General features: G+C 65.8%; 26 protein-coding genes. 9 read left to right on the top strand and 17 right to left on the bottom strand.

Annotated features, from left to right (window positions below; all coding sequences use genetic code 11):
• Positions 1 to 73 precede the first annotated feature (73 nt).
• The 5 genes from AAAK34_RS17110 (at position 74) to AAAK34_RS17090 (ending at position 6,135) form a co-directional block, all read left to right on the top strand.
• Complete coding sequence (locus tag AAAK34_RS17110) at positions 74 to 814, top strand: glycosyltransferase family 2 protein (RefSeq protein WP_431778035.1); 741 nt, start codon at positions 74 to 76, stop codon at positions 812 to 814.
• On the top strand, positions 775 to 1,056 hold the full coding sequence (locus AAAK34_RS17105) for a hypothetical protein (RefSeq protein WP_431777501.1): 282 nt from the start codon (positions 775 to 777) through the stop codon (positions 1,054 to 1,056). The genes AAAK34_RS17110 and AAAK34_RS17105 overlap by 40 nt, the downstream gene beginning before the upstream one ends.
• Positions 1,053 to 2,432 carry an NDP-hexose 2,3-dehydratase family protein gene (locus tag AAAK34_RS17100; RefSeq protein WP_231697869.1) on the top strand — a complete coding sequence of 460 codons (1,380 nt, stop codon included), beginning with the start codon at positions 1,053 to 1,055 and terminating at the stop codon, positions 2,430 to 2,432. Before AAAK34_RS17105 ends, AAAK34_RS17100 begins: the two co-directional genes overlap by 4 nt.
• 126 nt (positions 2,433 to 2,558) lie before the next feature.
• Positions 2,559 to 3,059: a DUF2889 domain-containing protein gene (locus tag AAAK34_RS17095; protein ID WP_431777500.1), complete on the top strand. Its 501-nt coding sequence runs from the start codon at positions 2,559 to 2,561 to the stop codon at positions 3,057 to 3,059.
• A gap of 160 nt (positions 3,060 to 3,219) precedes the next feature.
• Positions 3,220 to 6,135 carry a Tn3-like element IS1071 family transposase gene (locus tag AAAK34_RS17090; RefSeq protein WP_175795906.1) on the top strand — a complete coding sequence of 972 codons (2,916 nt, stop codon included), beginning with the start codon at positions 3,220 to 3,222 and terminating at the stop codon, positions 6,133 to 6,135.
• 116 nt (positions 6,136 to 6,251) lie between these two features.
• On the opposite strand, the gene AAAK34_RS17085 is transcribed toward AAAK34_RS17090, so the two are convergent.
• From AAAK34_RS17085 to AAAK34_RS17065, 5 genes are all read right to left on the bottom strand, one after another.
• A complete protein-coding gene (locus AAAK34_RS17085; protein WP_231698756.1) occupies positions 6,252 to 6,491 on the bottom strand; it encodes a hypothetical protein in 240 nt (79 codons plus the stop codon).
• A gap of 39 nt (positions 6,492 to 6,530) precedes the next feature.
• Complete coding sequence (locus tag AAAK34_RS17080; protein WP_137918470.1) at positions 6,531 to 7,610, bottom strand: calcium/sodium antiporter; 1,080 nt, start codon at positions 7,608 to 7,610, stop codon at positions 6,531 to 6,533.
• Between the two features lie 118 nt (positions 7,611 to 7,728).
• On the bottom strand, positions 7,729 to 7,896 hold the full coding sequence (locus AAAK34_RS17075) for a hypothetical protein (RefSeq protein ID WP_231698755.1): 168 nt from the start codon (positions 7,894 to 7,896) through the stop codon (positions 7,729 to 7,731).
• Positions 7,897 to 8,004: 108 nt separating this feature from the next.
• A complete protein-coding gene (locus tag AAAK34_RS17070; protein ID WP_171019929.1) occupies positions 8,005 to 8,409 on the bottom strand; it encodes a L,D-transpeptidase family protein in 405 nt (134 codons plus the stop codon).
• A 1,022-nt stretch (positions 8,410 to 9,431) separates the two neighbouring features.
• Positions 9,432 to 9,758 carry a DUF2459 domain-containing protein gene (locus tag AAAK34_RS17065; protein ID WP_137918472.1) on the bottom strand — a complete coding sequence of 109 codons (327 nt, stop codon included), beginning with the start codon at positions 9,756 to 9,758 and terminating at the stop codon, positions 9,432 to 9,434.
• A gap of 255 nt (positions 9,759 to 10,013) precedes the next feature.
• Here AAAK34_RS17065 and AAAK34_RS17060 point away from each other — a divergent pair, with 255 nt between their 5' ends.
• The 3 genes from AAAK34_RS17060 to AAAK34_RS17050 are packed head-to-tail and all read left to right on the top strand — an operon-like array spanning position 10,014 to position 12,209.
• Positions 10,014 to 11,090: an NAD(P)-dependent alcohol dehydrogenase gene (locus AAAK34_RS17060; protein WP_137918473.1), complete on the top strand. Its 1,077-nt coding sequence runs from the start codon at positions 10,014 to 10,016 to the stop codon at positions 11,088 to 11,090.
• 50 nt (positions 11,091 to 11,140) lie between these two features.
• Entirely contained in the window at positions 11,141 to 11,707 is a 567-nt protein-coding gene (locus tag AAAK34_RS17055) for a hypothetical protein (RefSeq protein ID WP_231698753.1), read from the top strand.
• Positions 11,688 to 12,209 carry a hypothetical protein gene (locus AAAK34_RS17050; protein WP_431777499.1) on the top strand — a complete coding sequence of 174 codons (522 nt, stop codon included), beginning with the start codon at positions 11,688 to 11,690 and terminating at the stop codon, positions 12,207 to 12,209. Before AAAK34_RS17055 ends, AAAK34_RS17050 begins: the two co-directional genes overlap by 20 nt.
• 57 nt (positions 12,210 to 12,266) lie before the next feature.
• Here AAAK34_RS17050 and AAAK34_RS17045 read toward each other — a convergent pair whose 3' ends face one another.
• The 9 genes from AAAK34_RS17045 to AAAK34_RS17005 form a co-directional block, all read right to left on the bottom strand.
• Entirely contained in the window at positions 12,267 to 14,036 is a 1,770-nt protein-coding gene (locus tag AAAK34_RS17045; protein WP_231698752.1) for a complex I subunit 5 family protein, read from the bottom strand.
• The gene (locus AAAK34_RS17040; protein ID WP_137918477.1) at positions 14,029 to 15,525 is read right to left on the bottom strand and encodes a proton-conducting transporter membrane subunit; all 1,497 of its coding nucleotides are present in this window, start codon (positions 15,523 to 15,525) and stop codon (positions 14,029 to 14,031) included. Before AAAK34_RS17040 ends, AAAK34_RS17045 begins: the two co-directional genes overlap by 8 nt.
• Entirely contained in the window at positions 15,522 to 17,039 is a 1,518-nt protein-coding gene (locus tag AAAK34_RS17035; RefSeq protein ID WP_431777498.1) for a complex I subunit 5 family protein, read from the bottom strand. The genes AAAK34_RS17040 and AAAK34_RS17035 overlap by 4 nt, the downstream gene beginning before the upstream one ends.
• The gene (locus AAAK34_RS17030; RefSeq protein ID WP_171019932.1) at positions 17,036 to 17,359 is read right to left on the bottom strand and encodes an NADH-quinone oxidoreductase subunit K; all 324 of its coding nucleotides are present in this window, start codon (positions 17,357 to 17,359) and stop codon (positions 17,036 to 17,038) included. The genes AAAK34_RS17035 and AAAK34_RS17030 overlap by 4 nt, the downstream gene beginning before the upstream one ends.
• Positions 17,356 to 18,348 carry a hydrogenase subunit MbhD domain-containing protein gene (locus tag AAAK34_RS17025; RefSeq protein ID WP_137918479.1) on the bottom strand — a complete coding sequence of 331 codons (993 nt, stop codon included), beginning with the start codon at positions 18,346 to 18,348 and terminating at the stop codon, positions 17,356 to 17,358. The genes AAAK34_RS17030 and AAAK34_RS17025 overlap by 4 nt, the downstream gene beginning before the upstream one ends.
• Positions 18,338 to 18,676 (bottom strand): monovalent cation/H(+) antiporter subunit G, encoded by a 339-nt coding sequence (locus AAAK34_RS17020; RefSeq protein ID WP_231698750.1) that lies wholly within the window; start codon positions 18,674 to 18,676, stop codon positions 18,338 to 18,340. The genes AAAK34_RS17025 and AAAK34_RS17020 overlap by 11 nt, the downstream gene beginning before the upstream one ends.
• Positions 18,673 to 19,005 carry a monovalent cation/H+ antiporter complex subunit F gene (locus tag AAAK34_RS17015; RefSeq protein ID WP_137918481.1) on the bottom strand — a complete coding sequence of 111 codons (333 nt, stop codon included), beginning with the start codon at positions 19,003 to 19,005 and terminating at the stop codon, positions 18,673 to 18,675. Before AAAK34_RS17015 ends, AAAK34_RS17020 begins: the two co-directional genes overlap by 4 nt.
• Before the next feature lie 4 nt (positions 19,006 to 19,009).
• Positions 19,010 to 19,564 carry a Na+/H+ antiporter subunit E gene (locus AAAK34_RS17010; RefSeq protein WP_231698749.1) on the bottom strand — a complete coding sequence of 185 codons (555 nt, stop codon included), beginning with the start codon at positions 19,562 to 19,564 and terminating at the stop codon, positions 19,010 to 19,012.
• 201 nt (positions 19,565 to 19,765) lie between these two features.
• Positions 19,766 to 19,930, bottom strand: a complete 165-nt coding sequence (locus AAAK34_RS17005; RefSeq protein ID WP_431777497.1) for a hypothetical protein — start codon at positions 19,928 to 19,930, stop codon at positions 19,766 to 19,768.
• Between the two features lie 30 nt (positions 19,931 to 19,960).
• Here AAAK34_RS17005 and AAAK34_RS17000 point away from each other — a divergent pair, with 30 nt between their 5' ends.
• On the top strand, positions 19,961 to 20,269 hold the full coding sequence (locus AAAK34_RS17000) for a nitroreductase family protein (protein ID WP_171019933.1): 309 nt from the start codon (positions 19,961 to 19,963) through the stop codon (positions 20,267 to 20,269).
• Positions 20,270 to 20,316: 47 nt separating this feature from the next.
• On the opposite strand, the gene AAAK34_RS16995 is transcribed toward AAAK34_RS17000, so the two are convergent.
• The 3 genes from AAAK34_RS16995 to AAAK34_RS16985 all read right to left on the bottom strand — a co-directional run bounded on the left by AAAK34_RS16995 (position 20,317) and on the right by AAAK34_RS16985 (position 24,730).
• Positions 20,317 to 21,174 carry a mechanosensitive ion channel family protein gene (locus tag AAAK34_RS16995; protein ID WP_231698747.1) on the bottom strand — a complete coding sequence of 286 codons (858 nt, stop codon included), beginning with the start codon at positions 21,172 to 21,174 and terminating at the stop codon, positions 20,317 to 20,319.
• A 178-nt stretch (positions 21,175 to 21,352) separates the two neighbouring features.
• Positions 21,353 to 21,517 carry a hypothetical protein gene (locus tag AAAK34_RS16990; RefSeq protein ID WP_212745079.1) on the bottom strand — a complete coding sequence of 55 codons (165 nt, stop codon included), beginning with the start codon at positions 21,515 to 21,517 and terminating at the stop codon, positions 21,353 to 21,355.
• A 297-nt stretch (positions 21,518 to 21,814) separates the two neighbouring features.
• On the bottom strand, positions 21,815 to 24,730 hold the full coding sequence (locus tag AAAK34_RS16985) for a Tn3-like element IS1071 family transposase (protein ID WP_175795906.1): 2,916 nt from the start codon (positions 24,728 to 24,730) through the stop codon (positions 21,815 to 21,817).
• Positions 24,731 to 24,784 lie beyond the last annotated feature (54 nt).

Genomic DNA, 24,784 nt, shown 5'->3' with positions numbered 1-24,784 from the left:
TGCAACGGCTAGGTGCCTTTTTGCTGCCTTTTAGGTGCCTCATCGATCAAAGGATCATATAGTGGCCACCATCATGCCCACGCCAGCTCCCCTTGTTTCGATCGTCATCGCGTCATACCAGCATCAGGCGTATGTCCGTCAAGCGGTAGAGTCTGTGTTGGCACAGACCGTTCGCGATATCGAGGTCATCGTCGTAGACGACGGGTCCACGGACGATACGCCAAACATTGTCGAAAGCATTCGAGATGACCGATTGCGCCTGATTCGTCTTGCAGAAAACCGGCGCGAGCATGCCCGCAATATCGGCCTCGGCCTGGCCCGAGGGCGTTATGTCGCGTTTCAAAACTCTGATGATGAGTGGTTGCCTGAGAAGCTGGCAAGGCAGCTGAACGTCCTTGAATCCCGACCGGAATTGGGGGTTTGCTTCACCGAGGTCCAGTTGATCGATCAGATGGGGCAGCCAGCAAAAGGCACCTGGGCTGACGGCATATTCGCGACAGGGGAAACGCAGCGCGGAGCGAATGAGTGGCTGCGTCGTCTGTTTTTTTCGAATCAGTTTTGCATCATTTCCGCCCTTGCCAGGCGAAACTTGGTGGATCTGGTCGGGCGGTTTCGCCCATCACTCGTTCAGCTGTCTGATCATGATCTATGGATTCGGTTGGCGTCCGTCGCTGAGTTGTGGGTTTTGCCTGAGCCACTCAGCAGAATGCGGGTGGATGGAAACCGCAATCTGAGCGCACCGAATCGAGCCAGCGCCACACGTTCTTTTTTGAAATGGCCGACGTGCTGGAACACTACGTCCGCTCGCCATTGATCGAGCGCGCCCTCGATATTTTTCCCGAGCTCGCCGACGCCGCCGGCTACCCGGTTTCGATCAGAAAGGCGCTGATTGCCCGCACAGCAGGGCAGCAAAGTCAGAGGGCTCATCACCTCTTTGCCGACAGGGTGCTGACCAAATTGATCGACAACCCACAGGATCGCCAGCAGCTGGTGAATGTCCTGGGCTCTAAAGTCATTCACTTTTTCCTGGAGAACCGCTCCAGCTTCGGATCATGACGAGCGACTCCACCGAATTGCGCAACCTGACTGAGCTAACCAACGCTTCGCGGTGGGCGGCCAGAAAAGTGCCGTTGCCCTGGTTGGCAGATCGCCTTGGGGATCTCAGCAGTGCAGAGCATTTCAGCTTGGCACATATTCCGCTCAAGAATTCAAGTCATTGGGTGTTCCGCAACGGCGCCGTTCATCACAGGAGCGGCCGCTTCTTTTCGGTGATCGGCATCACTGCCGAAAGCCCGAGCGGTTTATTTGTGGAGCAGCCACTTCTCGATCAACGGGAAATTGGCACGCTGGCCGTATACCTGCGGCAACGTGCTGGAGTAACTGAAGTCCTCGCGCAGTTCAAGGCGGAACCGGGAAACGTGGGACTTTTTCAGTTGGCGCCCTCCTATCAGGCCACCGCCAGCAATACCGATCGAGTGCACGGAGGCGTCAGCCCATCTCTTGGCGGATGGCTTCAAGGCGGTGGTGCCTATGTGTCAGATACCCTCCAATCAGAACAAGGGTCGCGGTTTTATGGCAAGCGAAACAGGAACGTCGGTCTGCTGTTGAACGAACCCTGTGAAGTTGATACGCGGTTTCATGCGTGGATGCCGGCTCGGGATCTCTGCACGCTGCTGTCTGACGATCATCTGGTGAATACTGATCTGCGCTCCACCCTTGTGTGCACAGACTGGGCCCTGTTGGGGGGTGGTCGACCGTTTGGCGGGGACGGGTTTGCGCAATTGCTGCGTGCGTCCTATGAACTCGCGGATGACCAGTCGGTAGAGCGTCTGGCTGACGTTATGCAGCAACTGGAAAAGCCAGTTGAGTGGCGCAAGATGCCGAAGATCGTCCCGTTGGAGGCCCTCCGAGGATGGGCCATGGACGAGGAGGGCCCCGCTCCTCAAGCGAATTCGATGCGACCGTTCCGGGTGAGGCATATTCTTGTCCACTCCGAAAGTCGAGAGGTACAAACATGGGATCAGCCCATTGTGCAAAGCGGCGGTGAAGGCAGAGTGATCTTGCCAATGGCCCTCTCAGGAGGTGTACCTCATTTTCTATTCAAGGAAGTGGCAGAGCCGGGTTTTGGCACCCGCGCAGAGCTTACAACGGCCATCTTGGTCGAGCCTGGAGCCCTTGAGGAACTCAGCTTGTTTGAACATAGCCTCCTGTCCGGCGCTCGCGAGCTTGTCGCATGCCGCCAATCAGAGGAAGGAGGTCGCTTTCTGTTCGACGAGAACCAATATGCTATCGTCGATGCCGGCACGACCATCAAGTTGCCGGCAGGCTATCACTGGCTCTCCCTCGCGCAGATCTCTTTCTTAATCAAGAGGGGTTGCACTTTTACCAATGAGGCAAGGAGCGCCTTGTCGCTACTCCTGAAGTGGCTTTAGCTGATGCAGCGCGGCGTGAGCCTTATCTGACAGGCTTGAGTCGCCGAATGCCCGAAAATATAGCCTTCACAGCCCTACTTCGGAGAGTACGACTTGCCCCTGCCGTTACCCCAGCCCCGCACTCCCATGCATACCCGCCGCGTGGAATACCGCGGCTTTCGCCGAGAAGACGGCTTGTGGGACATTGAGGGCGAACTTCACGACAGCAAGCCGCACGGCTTTGAAATCAAAGGTGAAGGGCAGTGGGAGCCGGGCCAGCCGGTCCACCACATGCTGCTGCGTGTGAGTGTCGATGAAGCCATGGTCATTAGAGACATCGCCGTGGCGATGGACGCCTACCCCCACGGCCCGTGTCCACAAGCCATGGCGCCCCTGCAACGCATGGTGGGCGAAGTGATCGGGCGCGGATGGCGCCAAACCATACAGCGCCACCTCGGGGGCGTGCAAGGCTGTACCCACCTGCGCGAACTGTTGTTCAACCTGGCCACTGCCGCCTTTCAGACTCAAACCGGCGCCTTCTCGCCCCGCGATGACGGCCAGCCACCCGCCCACCTCGGACAATGCCTGGCTTGGGATTTCAAGGGCCCGGTGGTCGAACGGCTCTATCCCGTGTTCTGGAAGGGCTAGGAGCCTGTCGGACTTGGGGTCTCCTCGTTTTCAGTGCAATAAGTGACGGTACGCAAAGCTAGCACTGGCGCGGGGGTGGTCTGGGTAGACCGTTGATTTCATTGACTTTCCTGTTCGCTTTGTAAACGGGTATGGTGGCCTCCCACTTTTGAGGTTCACGATGCAGGGTTGGCACACAACGTTTTTGGGGATGCGTGGGCTCCCCCGCGATATCAGCGACTTCGAGATGAAGGCATTTTTCACCTTCGATGGTGCCGAGCGCGACGCAATCAATGCACGCCGAGGTGATTCCCACAAGCTTGGTCTGGCGCTCCATATTGGTTTCCTGCGCATGAGTGGGCGTTTGCTCGGTGCCTTTCGGGTAATTCCAGTAGCCTTGTGGCGCCACCTTGGCAACGAGCTTGGCATTGCAGCACCAGAAGTCGCCTCGCTGAGAGCCATGTATGAACGCGGGCGCACGCTATTCGATCACCAACAAGTAGCCTGCACGGTCCTTGGATTCCAGTGGATGAGCGAGCACCAGCGCCGCTCACTGGTACGTGAACTGCGCGACGAAGTGGCGCGCTGCGCCGACCGCGATCAGCTACTCGTGCGGGCGCGTCAATGGCTGTACAAGAACAAGCTGGTGATCGTGCACGAGCGGGCAATTCGGACACTGATTGCGGCGGCACTTGCCCAGCTTGAAGTTGAAACAGGCACCGCCATCGCCGCCAGCGTTGATCCAGCAACACTTGATCGCTGGCGAGCCTCAGTTTCAGAGCTGCGCCCAGATGGACAAACCCAGCAGAGTTGGCTATGGGCTGCACCGGCGAAACACTCAACCCGCCAAATCAGCGAGGTACTGGAGCGCATCGACCTGCTTTACACGCTGGACGTTCATAAGCACCTGGCAGACATCCCCGATCTCATCTTGCGCCGCTACGCGCGCCGACTTGTCTCCAGGCCGCCCTCAGCCGGAGCCAAGATCAAAGAGCCAGCGCGCACCGTGGAGGTCGCATGCTTTCTTCGGTATTGCCTGTTCACCACCACAGACCAGTTGATCCTTATGGTGCAGCGCCGGATCGCCGATCTGTGGCGTCAGGCTGCCGCCGATGTCCCCGCTACCGTCAATTGGGCCGCAATGTACAAAACGCTGCTCGGCGAACTTGTTGCCTTGAGCGCGCAAGGTGCGGTGCCAGATGCTGAGTTGCGTGCCCGTCTTGAAGCCTTGATCACCGAAACCCAGAAACGCAAACCACCGAGCAGGGCCTCCCTGGTCCGCGAGGGATTGATTGATGGAATTCGCCCCGTGCGGTCGTTGCTCGTCGCCATTGCAAAGCTGCCCTGGCAGGCCACCGGCGAGCATCCTGCCATCGAGTACCTTGCCAAGCTGCAAGCTTTATATCTCAAAGGATCCAGAAAGCTGCCAGTTGAAGTGGTGGCACCAAGTCTGGGAATGATCTGGCAGGTTTCGATCTCCAGCCCAGACCGGGAACGGGCGTTTCAGGCGTTGGAGGTGGCCACCCTGTTTGCCCTGCGCCGCGCGGTGCGCAATGGCTCGGTCTGGATTGAGCACAGCCTGAGCTTTCGGGGTCGTGCGCGCTTGTTCTTCACGGACGAGCGTTGGCAGGCAGAGTCCAAGAAACACTATGCCCGTCTATCGTTACCCAGCAAGGCTGCCACTTTCTTGAAGCCTTTGCTGGCCAGAGTAACTGCCGGTGTCGATGCGGTGGCCGCTGCAGCCCGCAGTGGCGTACTGCGCGTGGATGATGAACTCCATTTGTCGCCATTGCCCGCAGAGGACGAAGACCCAGAAGTGACCAAGCTGCGCGCGGCTTTGGGTCACCGCATCGGTGAGGTTCAATTGCCGGAAGTGATTCTGGCCGTTGACGCCCAGGTGCGCTTTAGCTGGATCATGCTCGGACGTGAGCCGCGCTCTACCGACGAGCTGCTGATGGTCTATGCCGGCATCATGGCCCACGGCACCAGTCTGACTGCGGTCGAATGCGCGCGCATGATTCCGCAATTGTCTGCCACCAGCATTCGCCAGGCCATGCGCTGGGCGCGGGACGAACGGCGTCTGAGCCAGGCCTGCCAGGCTGTGCTGGAATTCATGCAGCGACACCCGATTGCCGCCACCTGGGGGCGGTCCGATTTGGCATCTTCTGACATGATGACCATGGAGACCACCAAACGGGTGTGGCAAGCCCGGCTTGATCCTCGGCGCAACACACCTTCCATTGGAATCTACTCCCATGTAAAAGACCGGTGGGGCATCTTCCATGCGCAGCCCTTTGTGCTCAATGAGCGCCAGGCGGGCGTGGCCATTGAAGGTGTCATCCGCCAAGAAAAGCTGGAGACCAGCCAGCTTGCTGTGGATACCCATGGCTACACCGACTTTGCCATGTCACATGCCCGTTTGCTTGGTTTTGATCTTTGCCCGCGGTTGAAGGAACTCAAACAGCGCCACCTCTTTGTGCCACGCGGCACCAAAGTGCCCGCAGAAATCGCTGCGGTGTGCGAAGCCAATGTCGACGTCGCTTTGATCGAAAAGCATTGGGATAGTCTGGTGCACCTGGCAGCCTCGGTCATGAGCGGACATGCCAGTGCGGTGGCAGCTCTTGCGCGGTTCGGTTCTGCCGCCCAGGGCGATCCAATCTATGAGGCTGGCGTGCAATTGGGGCGGTTGCTGCGTACGGCGTTTTTGGCTGACTACTTTGTCAAGGACGCTTTCAGGAACGAGTTGCGCCGGGTGCTCAATCGGGGCGAGGCTGTTAACGCCCTCAAGCGCGCCATTTATACCGGCCGGATCAGCCCGGCGCAGGCCAAACGTGTCGATGAAATGCAGGCTGTGGCCGATGCGTTGAGCCTGATGGCCAACATCGTGATGGCGTGGAATACCTCACAGATGCAGGCGGTCCTGGATCGCTGGTCGAACCGCCGCCAGGTCATTCCACCGGAACTGATCGGGAAGATTGCGCCCACCAGGCTGGAGAGCATCAACTTGCGGGGTGTGTTTCGCTTCCCGGTTGACCGCTATGCTGACCAAATCCTGCCTTCGCGGCCAAATGCATCGATAACTGGCACCAATGGATGAAACCGACCACGGTTTGACGCCACGAATCGCAGATTTGAAAGTGAACAGGAAAGTCAATGAAATCAACGATCTACCAACACCACCTCCGCGCCAGTGCTAGCTTTTCGTACCGTCACTTATTGCACTGAAAACGAGGAGACCCCCGCCAGCACGACGCCGGTGGCCAGCAGGATGACCGCGGCGTCCACCCAGGCGCGCAGCCACAGCGCCAGGCCCAGCACCAACAGCGACAACACGGCCTTGTAGAGCACGCTGAAGTCGTTCAACACCGCATAGCGCAGGCCGGCGAGGACCACCGCGAGCTTGCGCAGCGGGTGCCAGCCGGGCTCGCCGGTGCCGAGAAACTTGTTCCTCATGGGGTTCTCCAGGCCGGGGCGCCGCGGTCCGCTCCGGCTTCAGTGCGCCGGTGTCCTGCGGCGCAGCAGAACCGCCACCAGCGTGATCACCGTCAGCGGCAGCACGAAGCCGGTCATCGCCAGCGTGTAGGTGCGCAGTGCGTCGTGCTGCTGCGCGGCGAGGATCAGGTAGGCCACGTAGCCGACGTAGTACAGCACGAAGACCGCGCCCTCCCAGCGCGCGATCTCGCGGCCGGTCAGGAACACCGGCACGCAGGCCAACGCCACGGCCAGCATGACCCAGATGTCGAAGGCCTGCACCGAAGGCGGAACGATCAGTCCGGCGTCGCCCGCGGCCAGCCCCGCGAGGCCCACGCAGCCCAGGATGTTGAAGGTGTTGCTGCCGATGACGTTGCCGACCGCGATGTCGCGCTCGCCCTTGATCGCGGCGGCAATTGAAGTGGCCACTTCGGGCAGCGAGGTGCCGGCGGCGACGATGGTCAGGCCGATCACCAGGTCGCTGACGCCCATTGCCTTGGCGAAGGTCACCGCGGCCTCGACCAGCCATTGCGCGCCCAGCACCAGAGCGGCGAGGCCTGCCAGCACGAGGCCGATCTGCACGAGCGGCGGACGGTCCCAGGTGGTTGTCACCGCGGGCGCGAGCGCTTCGGTGTATTCATCCTGCGCGGCGCGGGTCTGGCGCCGCGACTGCACCACCAGGAAGACGGTGTAGCCGATGAGCAGCGCCAGCAGCAGCGCCGCATCCAGCAGGCCGATCCGCCCGTCGAGCGACAGCAGCAGCAGCAGCAGCGAGGCACCGATCATGATCGGAACCTCCTGGCGGATGAGCTGAATGTTCACGACCAGCGGCACGATCAGCGCGCTGACACCGAGAATGAACAGGACGTTGAAGACGTTGCTGCCTACGACGTTGCCGATCGCGATGTCGACCCGCCCATCCAGCACGGCGCCCACCGACACGGCCACTTCCGGGGCGCTGGTGCCGAAGGCGACGACGGTCAGTCCGACGACGAGTGGCGAGATGCCAAAGGACAACGCCAGCTTCGACGCGCCGCGCACCAGCAGGCCGGCACCTACGACCAACGCGAGCAGGCCGCCCACGAACATCAAGAACTGCATATCCACTCCTATCGTTGTTCACCGCACGTTCGCTGTGTTTGGTTCATGCCATGCCATGCCAAGGATGTCCATTTGCGGCGTCGTCGTACGCTCCAAGCAGTGTAGCTGACCGCGTGCGTCAGTCCTGCCGACGCGTCGGCAGGGCCTCGCCGTCGGCCGCCCCACTGCACCACTGCGCAAGCAGGATGGCGAGGATCACCCGCACAACGAACGGCACCAGCAGGAATGGGATCTTCGACACCCCGCTGATGACCCAAGGGCGCACGAGGTTGTCGATCCAGCTCACCGCCAGCGCGCATCACAGTCGCAGGCCAACGCCTGCGGCCGTGCCGCCGCCTGCCAGCAGCCACACGCCGATCGAGCCCCAGAACAGGGGTGCTGCTGCGCCTGCCACCTAGGAACCGAGCCCGGCCATTGCACACTGAACGACCCCAGTTTTGTACAGCAGCAGCGGTACATGCCGGCGCAGCGGCAGCGTCTGCGGGCCCCCGTCATCGATGATCTCGGCGAGCCGCTGCGCCCTCCAGCGTTCGGCATCGTCAAGCGGCAGTACGGCCAGCTCATGTGCGCGCTCGACGCGGATGCAGCCCTCGCTGTAGGCGCGTGCTGGGCGCTTGAACAGCTCGCGCGCCGACGTGTCGTGCAGGAACACCAGGTGTCCATTGGGGCCATGAAGCGGATGCGGCCGAGCGCGTTGGCCGGGCCGCTGGCCTGCACAACGCGGTAGGGGAGACGCCGGGGCGCTTGCGCACGGCGTCCCAGTCGACGCCGGCCAACGCGGTCGATCAGCCGCATGCACTGGCGCGCGAGGTAGCCGCGGTCTCTTAGCACGCGCGGCAGAACGTCTTTGCGCAGGATGGCCAGCGGCACGGCCCACTCCGGATTGAGTACGAGGTATTCCATCGTCGAGCGGAATTCGGGCGAGCGCCGGTATAGATGGCCGACGACCTCGCGCGAACGCCAGGCCTTGCGGCCGTCGAGCCACAGCCCAGTCTCGAAACCGGCTATGTCGACCAGCAGTTGGCCGCTGACGAGGGCACGCCCCACCCTGCGCAGCCGTTCGAGGTTGACGCGAATCTGGTCAATTCGCGCGGACACCAGCGCGTTCAGCGCCGCCAGCACAGCGTCCGTCGTCGAAGCGGGCGATACCTGGCGGACCAGCCGTAGCAGGTCGCGCGGTGTCTTGGCCACGGTGAGGGCGTTCTCGTCGAGCCGCACACCGAACTCCTGGCCGACGCGGGTGATGAGCTCCTCTGCGCCAGGCTGCCCAAGCCTCCAGTCGCGCTCGAGCGAGCTGTCTAGGCCCAGTGCGGCTGCACGCGGCGACGCCTGCCGCAGTTCGGCGGGCACCGTAACCACCGCGTGCAACATGCTTTGCACCGTGTCGTCCTGCGTAGAGTGGGTATCCACGCTGACGGCATGCATTGGGTCTTTGGGTGACAAGGGTTCAGGGACCATGGGCGCCGTGCAGCACAGATTCAACCCGTTGCCCCTGGCGTGTGTCAATTCGCGGTCGGCGGCATCGGAGCAGGCCGCAGCGCAGCTGGCGGACCGGGATGTCGCACTGTGCCCAGAGGTAGTTTCTTGGCGAGTATGCCGGTTGTGATGGTCTGCGCCGCGCGCACCGCTACCCCTGGACCGCGTACTCGTGGCTCCACGCAGACATGGTAGGTCTTGGACAGGTGAAATCGGTCGATTGAGGCTTAGAAGCGTCCCTGACCGTACGGTGACGGGGCGAAGGTGATCGGCCGACCCTGGTCGTCGCGCTCGCGCTGGCAGCGATCGCGGCCACCAGGTGCTGCGCGCCATCGCGCGAGATGTCTAGGGTGGCCTCCGCGCGCCGGCGAACTGCCGCTTGGGCGCGCTCTGCAGGGCAACAATGTGCAGCACGCCGGGACTGGGCCACAACAACGCGTATAGGCCAACCCACTGACATGGATCGACCGCCTGGTAGTAGGTGCGATCACCCGAGGCGACCTCGAAATGATCCTCCTCGTGAAACTTCCGCCGGGCAGGCCGGGCGTCGGCGTCAATCACGGCGGCCGGTATCATCAGGTCGCTGTGCCGGCCATGCGACGCCATGCGGATCGCAACGGTATCGGTCGCCGCTTCAGCGGCCATGTCCGAGGTGATCCAGCGCAACAACATCCGCCCGGGCTGAACCGGCCCTAGCTAGGGCAATGCCCAGTGGCCACGCGCCAGGGATTGGCGCGTGCGCATGGCAGGTTGCGGGGCGGTGGGCGGGAGCAAGGAGGGTGACAGGGCACCCATTGTGGGGCGGACCGACCACGACACGGTTTTAGAACTTGTCCGGGTTGACGCGAGTCAATGTCTTATTGGTGGCAGACGTTGACAATGGAGGTTCCCCAACCACCAAAGCCCTTGCATGGGCAGGAGGTGACCATGACCCAGAAAATGAAGGCGGCGATGTTCGTCGAACCTGGTCGCATCGTGCTCGACGATAAGCCGGTCCCCGACGTGGGTCCGTTGGACGCGCTGCTGCGCGTGACCACGACCACGATCTGCGGTACCGACGTGCACATCCTCAAGGGCGAGTACCCGGTGGCGCGCGGCCTGACCGTGGGTCATGAGCCGGTGGGCGTGATCGAGAAGCTCGGCTCGGCGGTCAAAGGCTACTGCGAGGGCCAGCGCGTGATCGCCGGTGCCATCACCCCCAGCGGCTGGAGCAACGCCTGCCTGTGCGGCTGCGGCGCGCAGGACGGCGCCGGCACCGCGCATGGCTGGAAGCCGCTGGGCGGCTGGCGCCTGGGCAACACCATCGACGGCTGCCAGGCCGAATACGTGCTGGTGCCCGATGCGATGGTCAACCTCGCGCCCGTTCCCGACGAACTCAGCGACGAGCAGGTGCTGATGTGCCCCGACATCATGTCCACCGGTTTCGGCGGCGCCGAGCGCGGCGGCATCCGCATCGGCGACACGGTGGCGGTCTTCGCCCAGGGGCCGATCGGGCTGTGCGCCACCGCCGGCGCCAAGCTCAGCGGCGCGACGACGGTGATCGGCGTCGACCGCCTGGCCTCGCGGCTGGAAATCGCGCGCCGCATGGGCGCCGACCACGTCATCGACAGCAGCCGCGTCGACCCGGTCGAAGAGATCCTGCGCCTGACCGGCGGGCGCGGCGTCGATGTCGCGATCGAGGCGCTGGGCATCCAGGCCACCTTCGAGGCTTGCCTGCGCGTGTTGCGCCCGGGCGGCACGCTGTCCAGCCTGGGCGTCTATTCGGGCGACCTGACGATTCCGCTCGGCGCGTTCGCCGCCGGGCTGGGCGACCACCAGATCGTGACGACGCTGTGCCCCGGCGGCAAGGAACGCATGCGCCGGCTGATGGCGGTGATCCAGGCCGGCCGGGTCGATCTCGGGCCGATGGTGACGCACCGCTTCAAGCTCGACGACATCGAGCGCGCCTACGACCTGTTCGGGCACCAGCGCGACGGCGTGCTCAAGGTGGCCATCACGCCATGAGGAGACGCCCCTGCGAGGCGGTGCGGCCGCCGCGTGCCCCTGCGCGCCTCTTGTCGATGGCCCTGGCCGCGCTGCTGAGCGCGTCGCTGGCCGGCTGCGCGTCGCTGCTGCCTCGGGGCTCGAGTGAACAGCCCTCGGGCTTCGACAGTTTCGAGTCGGCGCAGCGTGCGCTCGAGCAGGTGCTGCCGTTCCGCACCACCGTCGCCGAACTCGCGGGGCTGGGCTTCGACCCGGAGGGTGGGCGCAACGTCACGCGGGTGCCGTACCCTGAGGTCGTGACGCGGCTCGCGCCGCATCCCGGCGTGCCGCTGGAGACGCTGGACGAGGGTGTGCGCGCCTGCGTGGCCGCGCAGGCGCAATGCCGGGCCTACGTCTTCCATCTGGGCGGGCAGACGCAACGCCGCGAGGGCTCGTTCTGGCTCGACTTCTTCAACTTCAAGCGCACCACGGCCGTGGCCGGCTGGCGTTTCGACGGACTGGTCGTGGTGCGCGGCGAACTGGTCGTCTTCCGCAACTTCGGTGGCGAGGCGCGCATCGACCGCACCGAGCGGCAGGTCAATCCGCTGGGTCCGCTGCAGCGCGCCGGCGACGCCGTCGGTGCGCGCATACTCAACTGAGCGTTCCCATCGACTCCACAACTCGAAAGCAAGCCATCATGCCCACCGAATCCCCCGATCGCGCCGTAGCCCCCCGTCGCAGCCCCTGGCCGCACGTCTTCGTCTGGCTGTCCATGTTGCTGCTGCTCCTGCTGTGGTCGCTGCTGGCCTGGGCGGCCCATGCCCTGGCCGACTGGTCCGGGTGGTCGGCCTGGGCCACGGGGGTGGCGCAGGTACCGCTGGCTGGCAGGTTTGGATCGGCGCCCTCGAACTGCCGGCCTGGCTGGCACCCTGGCTGCCCGCGCAGTCGCTGGAAGCGGTCAAGGCGATGCTCGCGGCGTCCGCGCCAATGATCGAGTGGGCGGTTGCCAGCGCACCTGCGCTGATGGCCTGGCTGCCGACGCTGGTGCTCGTCTTTTGGGGGGTCGGCGCGGTACTGTTGGTGTTGGCCGGCGTTGCGCTCAGCGTGGCCGTCGGCATCTGGCGCCGGCGCGTGCAGCCGGCGCTGGCGGGCACGCGCTGACCGAAGCGGCGAGCGCGTCGGAAGGCCGGCTTCGTGCCGCTGCGCCGCGCCGGTGCCCTACGCCGACGCGATCAACAGCACGACCATGGCGGCGCCGAGAAGGGCCAGCGCGAGGCCGCTGCCGCCAGCCAGCGCAGATTCGGCGCGGCCCAACCAGGGCCATGACGGCACGGTGGCGTGCGCCACGGGCTCGGCGCCGTGCTCGGCGTGCCCCGCCGCCGCCCCATGCCCGTCCTGCTTCGACCCGGCGAGGGCTCTGGCCAGCGCCAGCAGCGGCACCACCAGGTCCCCCGGCGGCACCGCGAGCGAATCGGCGCTTGGGCTTCTGCGGCGCCATGCCGAGAGCAGCAGCGCCAGGCTGACGCCCAGTACGATTGGCCAGCTCGCGGCCGCCCAGCCGCCGGCCGTGGAGGGCAGCAGTTCGCGCGTTTCTCCGATCACCAACCATCCGGCCGCGCTGGCGGCCACCAGCAGCGCCCAACCGGCCCACATGGCAAGGTTCGGCGGGTGCGCGGCGTGGTTTCCCGCGTCGCGCTTCAGCAGCCAGATCGTGCGCAGCATCACCAGGGTCGTGCCGGCAGCGGCCAGGCTCAAGGCCATGCCGAGCCAGGCCCAGGTCTCGGGCAGCGCAGCCTTGAGCGCCGCCTTGGCCGCGTAGCCGCTGGTCAGCGGCGCGCCGGCCAGGGCCAGCGCCGGCAGCGCCAAGCCCAGCATCCACAGCGCACGTGCGCGCGCCGTCGCTGCGCCAACCAGGCTGACGCCCAGGAACAGCGCCGCCTTCGCAAAAGCGTGGTGGAACGCATACAGCGTGGCCGCGGCCACTGCCGCCGGGGCCGCAGCAGGCACGGCCAGCGACAAACCGACGGCCACCGTGACGAAGCCCATCTGGCTGATGCTCGAATAGGCCAGCGCCGCCTTGGCATGTTGCTGCATCGCGCCCACCAGCGCTGCGGCGAACGCGGCCACCAGTCCGAGCACGACCAGCGCCTCGCCCCAGGCCGGCGCCGCCAGCGAGGCGCTGCCCGGCACGCCCAGCGGCAGCAGGCGCAGCCAGCCCAACAGGCCGGCCTTGATCATCGCGCCCGACAGCACGGCGCTGGCCGGCGTCGGCGCCACCGGGTGCGCCAGCGGCAGCCACACGTGCAGCGGCAGCGCACCGACCTTGATCCCGAAGCCCACAAGCGTGAGGCCGATCACCGCATCGCGCCACGGCGACACCGCTAGCGCCGGGCCGATGTCTGCGAAGTTCAGGCTGCCCGCAGCTTGCCAGGCCAGCGCGATGGCGGCGAACAGCGCCAGTTCGCCCAGCACCACCAGCGCCAGGTAGACGCGGCCCGCATGCAGGGCCTCGGGCGTGCGCGAGTGCACCACCAGCCCGTAGGAAGCGAAGCTCATCAGGGCGAAGAAGACATAGAAGCTCGCCGCGTCCTGCGCCAGCACGAGGCCGAAGTTGCCCGCCATTGCCGCGCACCAGAACAGCCAGAAGCTGTTGCGCCGCGGGTCGTCGTGCAGATAGCCCAGCGCATGCACGCCGCCGGCCAGCCACAGCGCCGAGGTGAAGAGCAGGAAGATGCGCCCGGTGCCGTCCAGCCCGAAGCGCGCACCGAGGAACAGCCACGGCAGGTCGACGGCACCCGGCGCTGCGAACAGCGCCACGCCCAGGGCGGGCAGCGCCGCCAGCGGCAGCAGCAGGCGCAGGCGGTTCAGCCGGCGCAGCGCCGGCAGCAGGAGCAGCATGGCGGCCAGCGGCACGAGCGCCGGGGCCAGCCAGGTCAGCGCACCGCCGGTCGCAGCGATGAAGGCGTCAGACGCCATCGCGTCAGCCACCGCCGTACTCCCGGCGAATGATCAGATACGCCCAGTCGAGCGGGCTCCACGGCGTCGCCGCCAGCACGCCCACGCCCACCGAGAACAGCGCCGTCAGCAGCACCGGCACCAGCAGCATCGGCTTGGCGTCGCGGCCGCGACCGTCCTCGTGCGGCCAGGGGCCGTTCTGGGGGCGGAACCAGGCGCGGTGCAACACCGGCAGGAAGTACATCGCATTGAGCAGGCTCGAGACGGCGAGCACGCCGATGGCCCACCATTGGCCCGCCTGCGCCGCGCCGGCGCCAAGGTAGAGCTTGCTGACGAAGCCGGCCACCGGCGGCACACCGATCATGCCGAGCGCGCCGACTGTGAAGGCGGCGGTGGTCAGCGGCATGCGCCGGCCGATGCCGTCCATCTCGCTGACGTGGTGCACGCCGAGCGTCTCGGCATAGTTGCCTGCGCTGAAGAACAGGGTGATCTTCATCAGCCCCTGGTGCACCAGGTGCACCAGCGCGCCTGTCGTCGCCACCGGCCCGAGCAGCGCCGTGCCGAGCACGATGTAGGAGACTTGGCTCACGGTGGAGTAGGCCAGGCGCTTCTTCAACTCGTCCTGCATCAGCGCGCGCAGCGATCCGTAGATGATCGTCACTGCGGCCACCATGGCCAGCGGCGTCAGCACGCCGAGTGTCGCGGCGAATTCGATGCCGAACATCTCGTAGACCACGCGCACGATGGCGAAGGCCCCCGCCTTGACCACCGCCACCGCGTGCAGCAGGGCCGACACCGGCGCCGGCGCGACCATTGCCTGCGGCAACCAGCCGTGCAGCGGCACCAGCGCGGCCTTGACGCCGAAGCCGGTCACCAGGGCGGCAAAGAGCAGCACCAGGGCCGTGGCATGGTCGGCGCCGAAAGGTTTCAGGTAGCCGCCGCCGACGAAGTCCTGCGGCCCGGTAAGCACCTGGCTGGCGGCCACCGCCAGCAGCAGCAGCGCGCCGGCCGGCACGGTGTAGAAGAGGTAGGTGCGCCCGGCCGCCAGCGCAGCCGGGGTGCCGCGGTGGATGACCAGCGGATAGGTCACCAGCGTGAGGATCTCGTAGAACACGAACAGCGTGAACAGGTTGCCTGCTAACGCGATGCCCGCGGTGGCCGAGACGCACAGGCTGAAGAAGCCGAAGAAGCGGCTGCGGTGCGGCGAATCTTCGAGGTAGCCGATCGCATAGACCGTGGTCAGCAGCCACAGCAGGGCCGATAGGGTCATGAAAAGCAGGCTCAGTTCGTCGGCGCGCAGCACCAGGTCCAGCCCGGGCAACACCGTCATGCGCGCTTCGTACTCGTGGAAGCGGCCGATGTTCCAGAGCATCATGCCGACCAGGCCCAGCTTGGCGAAGGCGCCCGCCAGGTTCAGCGTGGCGCGCAGCCCGCGCCGGTCTTCGGGCAGCAGGAAGATGACCAGCCCTGGCAGCAGCGAACTCGCCACCACCGCCAGCGGCACCCAGGCCTGCGCGCTCACGGCAGGGCCCCGACCGCGAGCAGGCGGCGCAGTGGTTCGCCTGCGGCAACCAGGGCCACGGCCACCAGAGCCAGGGCCAGGGCCGCCAGTTGCGGGGCCGCCGGCACCTCTGCCGAGGCCTTGTCGGCGGGGGCATCGGCGAAGGCCCGAGACAGGGCGTGGAACAGGAACGCGGCCGACAGCAGGCTGCCGGCCAGCACCACCGCCACGGCCCACCAGGCACCGGCGCGCACCGCGGCTTCGACCAGCGCGAACTTGCCGACGAAGCCGCCCGTGGGCGGCAGACCGACCAAGCTGAGCGCGGCCAGCGCGAAGGCGGTGGCGGTGATCGGCAGCCGCGAGCCGAAGCCTGCCATCGCGTCGATGCGGTCATGCCCGTAGGCGGCCAGCAGCGAGCCGGCGCACATGAACATCGAGGCCTTGGCCGCCGCATGGCTGGCCGCGAGCAGCACGGCGGCATGCATCGCCCCACCTGCCGAGCCCCCCGCCACCGCCAACGGCAGCGCGATCATCAAGTAGCCCAGTTGAGCCACGGTGGAGTAGGCGATCATGGCCTTGAGGCGCGCCTGGCGCAGCGCCTGCAGGCCGCCCCAAAGCACGGCGAGCGCGCCTAGCGCACCCAGCAACGCGGGCACCACGCCGGCGCCCGGCAGGGGACCGAACAGGTCCAGCCACAGCCGCGCGAGCAGGTAGAAGCCGGCCTTGACGACCAGGGCCGACAACGCTGCCGACACCGGCGCCGGCGCCGATCCGTGCGCCGGCGGCAGCCAGAAGTGAAGCGGGAAGATCGCGGTCTTGACGAGTAACCCGGCGGTCATCAGCGCCGCGGCCAGCCACACCGACAGGCCGGGCTGCAGGCTCTGGCGCAGCTGCAGCAGGTCCATCGTCTGGTGCGCCGCGTACAACAGCTCGACGCCCAGAATGTAGAGCATGGAGCCCAGCAGCGCGAACAGCAGGTAGCGCAGTGCGGCGGCGGCCGCACCCGCGCCGGCCAGCGCCACCAGTGCCACCGCGGCCAGCCCGAGCAGTTCCAGCGTGACGTAGATGTTGAACAGGTCGCCCGACAGGTACAGCGCGTTGAGTGCGCCCCAGGCCAGCAGCCACACCGGCCAGAACAGCCACTGGGTCGAGGCCGGCGCTGGCGGCGCGACTTCGCCGGCCGGCCCGGGCGGGCCGGTGGTGAGGGCGTTTAGGTCGTGGTGGCCAGCGGCACCGAAGTAGCGCCACGCGAAGACCGAGATGACCGCGCCGATCACCGCGGTTATCAGCAGCATCGCTGCGGCCAGACCGTCGGCGCGCAACTCGATCCCCAGCGGCACTGCCCAGCCGCCGACCGCGACGTGCTGCATGCCACCCGTCATCACCTCCGCCGCCAGTGCGAACGCTGCCGCGACACCGAGCGCGCTCGTCAGCAGGCTGGCGGCCGCGGCGCCACGCTGGCCGGCCAGCAGCGCCGCCACCGCACCGGCCAACGGCACGACGAGCACTGTCACGAGCGATGCGCTGCCGGTCATGGCGAAGCGTCGTCGCGGTCTTCGGGCAGGCGCGGGCTGCCCTCGTGCACATGCATGCGCCGCAGCAGCGCCAGCGCCAGCGCGGTGGCGCTGACGGCGACGACGATGCCGGTCAGCACCATAGCGTGCGGCACCGGGTCGGGGCGGGTGGCGATATCGGTGGTACGCGAGGCCAGGGCGACCAGCATCATGAACACGCCCGAGCCCAGCACGTTCAGGCCGAGCAGGCGGCGCAGCACATGGCGCGCCGCCAGCGCCGCATACAGCCCCATCGCCACCAGCGCGATGCCGGCCAGGCCGTACAGCAGCGCCAGGCTCACGGTGCCGCCCCCGGGTCGGGGGCGCCGGGCACAGCACTCGGGTCAGCGGCAGTGTTCGGGGCGTTGGCGTCGTTCAGCGCTCGCTCGCGGCCGACGAACAGCGCCACCATGATGAGCGCAATCGACAGCATGGCGGCGGCCTCGATCACCAGGATGATGGCGCCGGCGTATTCGGGTGGAAAGGTCAAAAAGCCACCGCCGAGCAGGGCCGTCGCCACGCCGGCCGCCAGAAAAACCGCAAAGCCGAGCACGACGATCGCCCGCACCGCCCGGCTCGGGCCGAGCGAGAGCGGCCGCGCCAGGTGCCACAGCACGCCACCGGCGGCCAGCAGCGCCGCGCCCTGGAAGGCGCCTCCAGGTGCGTGCGCGCCGACCCACAGCAGGTAGCCGGCCACGATCACTGTCAGCGGCAGCAGCACGCGCAGCAGCAGCCCGAGCATAGGGTCAGCGGCAGGGCGCGGCAGCGCCGGCTCGGCTTCGAGGATCCACACGCCCAGCACGGCCAGCATCAGCACGCCGACCTCGAGCAGGGTATCGTAGCCGCGGTAGTTGAGCAGGGTGGCCGTCACCGGGTTGCTGACGCCGCTGGCCGGCAGCTGCTGCAGCGCCGGCTCGGCCAGGCCCGGCCAGCGCTCCGGCAGGGCCAGCGCCGAGGCCACCAGCAGCGCGGCCAGGCCGAGTGCCGCCAGCGCGATGCCGGCGCGCGCCGGCGTCAGGCCGAGCGGCCGCGCTTCGTCGGCGGCGCCCGAGCGGCCCAGCCGCGCCAGCGTATCGAGCAGCAGCGCGCCCGCCAGGCCAGCGCCGATCGCGGCTTCGGCCAGCGCGACATCGGGCGCGCCCAGCCGCACCCAGGCCAGCGACAGCAGCAGCCCGAAGACGATGAACTGCACGACGGCCTTGAACAGGTCGGCGCTGGCCAGTGCGCGCCAGCCCAGCCAGAGCAGCAGGACCACGAGCACGGCGTCGAAGACCTGCACCTCAGCGGCCATCGTCGCCTCCGGCGGCCGGCGCGCCGCCGTCCGCGCGCGCCGCCGAAGCCGTGGCCGAGCGTGCTACCAGGTAGCAGGCCACCGAGCTGACGAACAGCACCAGCAGCCAGACCAGCAGCAGCTTAAGTACCTCCTGCGCATTGGCCGCCTGCAACATCAGGCCGGCCACGAGGAAGCCCAGGCCGAGGTTGTCGGCCTTGGTCAGCGCATGCAGCCGCGACAACAGGTCGGGCAGCCGCAGCACGCCGACGCTGCCGGCCAGGAAAAACAGTGCGCCGGCGCCGATCAGCGTCAGCGACAGTCCTTCACGCCAGGGGATGCCGGTCATGCTTGCGGCCCCTGTACCGGCCCGTTGACCGGGGTCGGGCCGGTGTCTGGTGGCGACGCCGGTATCGCCTCGGGTGGCGTCACGCCAATGCGCCGCACGAACACCGCACTGGCCACGCTGGCCAGCAGCGCCAACACCAGGGCCACGTCGAGCAGGGCGGGGGCGTCCGTCGCGCGCGCCAGCAGCAGCAGCACGGCCACGACGCCGGTGCCCAGCAACTGCGCGGCCAGCATGCGGTCGCCGTTGGACGGGCCACGTTCCACGCGCAGGAGGCCGAGCGCGATCGTCGCCAGCACCAGCGCGGCCATGATCCACAGTGCGGCGGCCATCCGCTCAGCCCTGACCGGGCGCTCCGGGCGCCACAGCGGGCAGTGCGAGCGAGAACAGGCCGGCGACGGCATCTTCGAGCGCTGCCAGTTCGGCGGCCACCGGCGCGCCGGTGTCGAGGGCGTGAATCAGCAGATCCCGCCCACCGACGTTTGCCACCAGCGTGCCCGGCAGCAGGCCCACGCAGAGCGCGAATAGCGAGCGTGCCGGTCCGTCCTCGGGCAGCCGCCAGAGGTACTGCACCAGGCCCGGTGCGACGCGCGGGTGCGACGCGCTGACGCGCCGAGCCACGTCCACACCACCGCGCAGTGACTCGCGCAGGAAGAAGGCCGCGAAGCGCAGCGCACCCGACAGGCTCAGGCCCCATGGCCCTCGCGGGGCCAGGGGCGTGAGCAGTGCCGCTGCCACGATCGTCGGAACACCGACGATCCAGGACGACGCCGTGCCGCCCGCCACGACCCACCAGAGCAGCGCCAGAGCAGCGAGGCGCCCGATCCATTGACTAGGCCGCGCCGATGCGGCCGTCGCCGGATCGGCGCTGAGGTTAGAGGATGCGTGCATGTGTTGTTCTTGCGTCCCGTGGCCGGGGTCGGGTTCGCGCCCGGGCGGGATCAGTCCGCCCGCTCCACAGGGACCACGGGCCGACACGTTGACATCAACGGCGACGTACCCTCGGTTCCGGAAGTCCAACTAATAATAGCACGGCACCATGTCGACTCTGCGCCGCCAGGGTCGGGAGCGACCGACTGGGGCCAAGCGAGCCTAGCCGCAGAATGCCTCCAGCATGGAACCCTTGTCGGCCGCAATGGAGATCACTCGGGCGCTGCATCGCCAAGGTGGTTGAATGACCCCCTGCCGCGTGACGCCCGCGTCCGCCGCAGCGCGCTGCGCGGTCGGCACACCTAGCGCTACAACGGCCTGCGCCACGTGCTGCGGGCGAGCACGGGTGCGGTGCCGGTGCGACGGGCTTGTACGCGCGCTGCCGCGCTCAATCGGGACGTCTCAGGCGATGTAGCGGCGGTGTTCGTGCTGACCATCGCACGCGCTGGCTTCACCCGAGACCCCGCCGGTGCCGCGCGCGGCTACCGCCACACGTTCCTGGAGGTCGGGATGACCGGCGAGCGCCTGTACCTGAAGGCCGGCGCGCTCGGGCTGGGCGTGTGTGCAGTGGGCACCTTCTACGACGACGAGGCGGCCGCGCTGGTCGGCATCGACCCTACGCCAGAATGGCCGGTGCACTTCGTTACCCTGGGCTGGCCGGCGTGAAATCGACCACCCCTCCCCGCTGCGCGGGCACTCCCCCGTGGGGAGGCTCAGGCCGACGCTTGGGAGCGGCCCGGCGCTGGCCTGAGCACGCGCCAGATGTCCTTGAAGACCGCTTGTTCGACCTTGGCACGTTCCGCGCCCGGGCATGTGACGCGCACGACGAGAACCAACTGCCTAGGATCGGAGAAGTCCCAGGATACCCTGTTCCGGCCCGAAGGGTAGGCGATGAAGCTCTCGGCAGAGATCTTGCGGAAGTGGGCCAAGGCTTCGTCGCGCCAGGCGCTGGTGGCCTGATCGGCCGCCGCCAGGGCAGCCTCTTCGATTCGGTCCAGGTCGGACCCACTGCCTCTGGGAATGGGCATGCGGATGAGGTGCAGGGCGTACTCGCCGGTGGGTGAGTTGTTCTTCAGGGGAATGGTCAGCAGCAGCCCGTTTGGAAACTCGGCCGTCTTGCCCGTAACCTGCCCGGCGTGGTCCAGCTCGACCAGGGTGGTGGCAAACATGTCGATGTCGACGACCCGTCCGTGCAGCTGGTTGAACTCGATGAGATCGCCCACCTTGAAGGGTTGAACCAGGGTGACGTACAAGTAGCCCAGCACGCACATCACCAGGTCCTTGCTGACGATCAGCAGCGCACCGGCGACGGCCGCCACCGACAAAGCGAAGCCGGCGATCGTCGACGCCCAGACCGAGATGATGAGCAGCAGCACCAGGAACCAGATGCCGTTGCGTGCCCACACCAGGTGCATGCGCCGCTTCTCGGCGGAGATTTCGCCGCGGGCCAGATAGCGGGCCCAGAGGTGAGACAGCGCCAGCCCGAGGCCGATCAGGATGGCGGTGGCAATGACCTTTTCCCATTGACCGGGAATGGCAGCGAACAGTTTTTCGAGGGTCGGGCTGGACATCGTGTAGCGTCGGCAGTTATCGAGGAGGCAGGCCAGGGGGCGTAATCGGCGCCCTGTCGATCCATGTGCTTCAGCCCCGAACCATGCACTGGGCGAGTCTGCCGCAAGTCAAGCGGACTTCACGATCAGCGTCGCGCGAATATTGTGCCAGCTTCGGGCTGCACGAGTCCTGGGGACGTCAGTCGGCAACGAGCAAGTGGATCAGCGTGCTACGTTTGAGAATCGCCGTGACCGCAGCGCGTGCGCCGCACAGACCGGTGAAGACTCTGAGAAGCACGCCTTCGCGCTTCTCGATGCTCAGGCGCCGGGCGTGCAAAGCCACCCCGGCGAGAGTCGCGGTCATGGCGAAGAGGAGGGTGCTTGTGTCCATGGACGAGGCCCGCGATCGGTATGGGCGCTGCGCAATGTGGGAAGCGCCACTGAGCCGGCCGATTGCACCTGGTCAGGCTGCGAGCCCGAGCCGCCGCCGCGACGGTGCCACACCGCGATGAGAAGGTGGGGTCTCCTCGTTTTCAGTGCAATAAGTGACGGTACGAAAAGCTAGCACTGGCGCGGAGGTGGTGTTGGTAGATCGTTGATTTCATTGACTTTCCTGTTCACTTTCAAATCTGCGATTCGTGGCGTCAAACCGTGGTCGGTTTCATCCATTGGTGCCAGTTATCGATGCATTTGGCCGCGAAGGCAGGATTTGGTCAGCATAGCGGTCAACCGGGAAGCGAAACACACCCCGCAAGTTGATGCTCTCCAGCCTGGTGGGCGCAATCTTCCCGATCAGTTCCGGTGGAATGACCTGGCGGCGGTTCGACCAGCGATCCAGGACCGCCTGCATCTGTGAGGTATTCCACGCCATCACGATGTTGGCCATCAGGCTCAACGCATCGGCCACAGCCTGCATTTCATCGACACGTTTGGCCTGCGCCGGGCTGATCCGGCCGGTATAAATGGCGCGCTTGAGGGCGTTAACAGCCTCGCCCCGATTGAGCACCCGGCGCAACTCGTTCCTGAAAGCGTCCTTGACAAAGTAGTCAGCCAAAAACGCCGTACGCAGCAACCGCCCCAATTGCACGCCAGCCTCATAGATTGGATCGCCCTGGGCGGCAGAACCGAACCGCGCAAGAGCTGCCACCGCACTGGCATGTCCGCTCATGACCGAGGCTGCCAGGTGCACCAGACTATCCCAATGCTTTTCGATCAAAGCGACGTCGACATTGGCTTCGCACACCGCAGCGATTTCTGCGGGCACTTTGGTGCCGCGTGGCACAAAGAGGTGGCGCTGTTTGAGTTCCTTCAACCGCGGGCAAAGATCAAAACCAAGCAAACGGGCATGTGACATGGCAAAGTCGGTGTAGCCATGGGTATCCACAGCAAGCTGGCTGGTCTCCAGCTTTTCTTGGCGGATGACACCTTCAATGGCCACGCCCGCCTGGCGCTCATTGAGCACAAAGGGCTGCGCATGGAAGATGCCCCACCGGTCTTTTACATGGGAGTAGATTCCAATGGAAGGTGTGTTGCGCCGAGGATCAAGCCGGGCTTGCCACACCCGTTTGGTGGTCTCCATGGTCATCATGTCAGAAGATGCCAAATCGGACCGCCCCCAGGTGGCGGCAATCGGGTGTCGCTGCATGAATTCCAGCACAGCCTGGCAGGCCTGGCTCAGACGCCGTTCGTCCCGCGCCCAGCGCATGGCCTGGCGAATGCTGGTGGCAGACAATTGCGGAATCATGCGCGCGCATTCGACCGCAGTCAGACTGGTGCCGTGGGCCATGATGCCGGCATAGACCATCAGCAGCTCGTCGGTAGAGCGCGGCTCACGTCCGAGCATGATCCAGCTAAAGCGCACCTGGGCGTCAACGGCCAGAATCACTTCCGGCAATTGAACCTCACCGATGCGGTGACCCAAAGCCGCGCGCAGCTTGGTCACTTCTGGGTCTTCGTCCTCTGCGGGCAATGGCGACAAATGGAGTTCATCATCCACGCGCAGTACGCCACTGCGGGCTGCAGCGGCCACCGCATCGACACCGGCAGTTACTCTGGCCAGCAAAGGCTTCAAGAAAGTGGCAGCCTTGCTGGGTAACGATAGACGGGCATAGTGTTTCTTGGACTCTGCCTGCCAACGCTCGTCCGTGAAGAACAAGCGCGCACGACCCCGAAAGCTCAGGCTGTGCTCAATCCAGACCGAGCCATTGCGCACCGCGCGGCGCAGGGCAAACAGGGTGGCCACCTCCAACGCCTGAAACGCCCGTTCCCGGTCTGGGCTGGAGATCGAAACCTGCCAGATCATTCCCAGACTTGGTGCCACCACTTCAACTGGCAGCTTTCTGGATCCTTTGAGATATAAAGCTTGCAGCTTGGCAAGGTACTCGATGGCAGGATGCTCGCCGGTGGCCTGCCAGGGCAGCTTTGCAATGGCGACGAGCAACGACCGCACGGGGCGAATTCCATCAATCAATCCCTCGCGGACCAGGGAGGCCCTGCTCGGTGGTTTGCGTTTCTGGGTTTCGGTGATCAAGGCTTCAAGACGGGCACGCAACTCAGCATCTGGCACCGCACCTTGCGCGCTCAAGGCAACAAGTTCGCCGAGCAGCGTTTTGTACATTGCGGCCCAATTGACGGTAGCGGGGACATCGGCGGCAGCCTGACGCCACAGATCGGCGATCCGGCGCTGCACCATAAGGATCAACTGGTCTGTGGTGGTGAACAGGCAATACCGAAGAAAGCATGCGACCTCCACGGTGCGCGCTGGCTCTTTGATCTTGGCTCCGGCTGAGGGCGGCCTGGAGACAAGTCGGCGCGCGTAGCGGCGCAAGATGAGATCGGGGATGTCTGCCAGGTGCTTATGAACGTCCAGCGTGTAAAGCAGGTCGATGCGCTCCAGTACCTCGCTGATTTGGCGGGTTGAGTGTTTCGCCGGTGCAGCCCATAGCCAACTCTGCTGGGTTTGTCCATCTGGGCGCAGCTCTGAAACTGAGGCTCGCCAGCGATCAAGTGTTGCTGGATCAACGCTGGCGGCGATGGCGGTGCCTGTTTCAACTTCAAGCTGGGCAAGTGCCGCCGCAATCAGTGTCCGAATTGCCCGCTCGTGCACGATCACCAGCTTGTTCTTGTACAGCCATTGACGCGCCCGCACGAGTAGCTGATCGCGGTCGGCGCAGCGCGCCACTTCGTCGCGCAGTTCACGTACCAGTGAGCGGCGCTGGTGCTCGCTCATCCACTGGAATCCAAGGACCGTGCAGGCTACTTGTTGGTGATCGAATAGCGTGCGCCCGCGTTCATACATGGCTCTCAGCGAGGCGACTTCTGGTGCTGCAATGCCAAGCTCGTTGCCAAGGTGGCGCCACAAGGCTACTGGAATTACCCGAAAGGCACCGAGCAAACGCCCACTCATGCGCAGGAAACCAATATGGAGCGCCAGACCAAGCTTGTGGGAATCACCTCGGCGTGCATTGATTGCGTCGCGCTCGGCACCATCGAAGGTGAAAAATGCCTTCATCTCGAAGTCGCTGATATCGCGGGGGAGCCCACGCATCCCCAAAAACGTTGTGTGCCAACCCTGCATCGTGAACCTCAAAAGTGGGAGGCCACCATACCCGTTTACAAAGCGAACAGGAAA

It is taken from the genome of Ottowia caeni, from assembly GCF_050821495.1.
In the GTDB taxonomy this organism is placed as follows: Bacteria; Pseudomonadota; Gammaproteobacteria; order Burkholderiales; family Burkholderiaceae_C; genus Ottowia; species Ottowia caeni.
This window is presented reverse-complemented; position numbering and strand designations above follow the sequence as displayed.

Coding starts and splice junctions, on each gene's coding strand:
- AAAK34_RS17090 (WP_175795906.1), top strand. CDS start 3,220: ATGCAGGGTTGGCACACAACGTTTTTGGGGATGCGTGGGCTCCCCCGC.
- AAAK34_RS17100 (WP_231697869.1), top strand. CDS start 1,053: ATGACGAGCGACTCCACCGAATTGCGCAACCTGACTGAGCTAACCAAC.
- AAAK34_RS16995 (WP_231698747.1), bottom strand. CDS start 21,174: ATGTCCAGCCCGACCCTCGAAAAACTGTTCGCTGCCATTCCCGGTCAA.
- AAAK34_RS17020 (WP_231698750.1), bottom strand. CDS start 18,676: ATGACCGGCATCCCCTGGCGTGAAGGACTGTCGCTGACGCTGATCGGC.
- AAAK34_RS17105 (WP_431777501.1), top strand. CDS start 775: ATGGCCGACGTGCTGGAACACTACGTCCGCTCGCCATTGATCGAGCGC.
- AAAK34_RS17015 (WP_137918481.1), bottom strand. CDS start 19,005: ATGGCCGCCGCACTGTGGATCATGGCCGCGCTGGTGCTGGCGACGATC.
- AAAK34_RS16985 (WP_175795906.1), bottom strand. CDS start 24,730: ATGCAGGGTTGGCACACAACGTTTTTGGGGATGCGTGGGCTCCCCCGC.
- AAAK34_RS17095 (WP_431777500.1), top strand. CDS start 2,559: ATGCATACCCGCCGCGTGGAATACCGCGGCTTTCGCCGAGAAGACGGC.
- AAAK34_RS17080 (WP_137918470.1), bottom strand. CDS start 7,610: ATGCAGTTCTTGATGTTCGTGGGCGGCCTGCTCGCGTTGGTCGTAGGT.
- AAAK34_RS17060 (WP_137918473.1), top strand. CDS start 10,014: ATGACCCAGAAAATGAAGGCGGCGATGTTCGTCGAACCTGGTCGCATC.
- AAAK34_RS17065 (WP_137918472.1), bottom strand. CDS start 9,758: ATGTTGTTGCGCTGGATCACCTCGGACATGGCCGCTGAAGCGGCGACC.
- AAAK34_RS17025 (WP_137918479.1), bottom strand. CDS start 18,348: ATGGCCGCTGAGGTGCAGGTCTTCGACGCCGTGCTCGTGGTCCTGCTG.
- AAAK34_RS17110 (WP_431778035.1), top strand. CDS start 74: ATGCCCACGCCAGCTCCCCTTGTTTCGATCGTCATCGCGTCATACCAG.
- AAAK34_RS17010 (WP_231698749.1), bottom strand. CDS start 19,564: ATGCACGCATCCTCTAACCTCAGCGCCGATCCGGCGACGGCCGCATCG.
- AAAK34_RS17085 (WP_231698756.1), bottom strand. CDS start 6,491: ATGAGGAACAAGTTTCTCGGCACCGGCGAGCCCGGCTGGCACCCGCTG.
- AAAK34_RS17035 (WP_431777498.1), bottom strand. CDS start 17,039: ATGACCGGCAGCGCATCGCTCGTGACAGTGCTCGTCGTGCCGTTGGCC.
- AAAK34_RS16990 (WP_212745079.1), bottom strand. CDS start 21,517: ATGACCGCGACTCTCGCCGGGGTGGCTTTGCACGCCCGGCGCCTGAGC.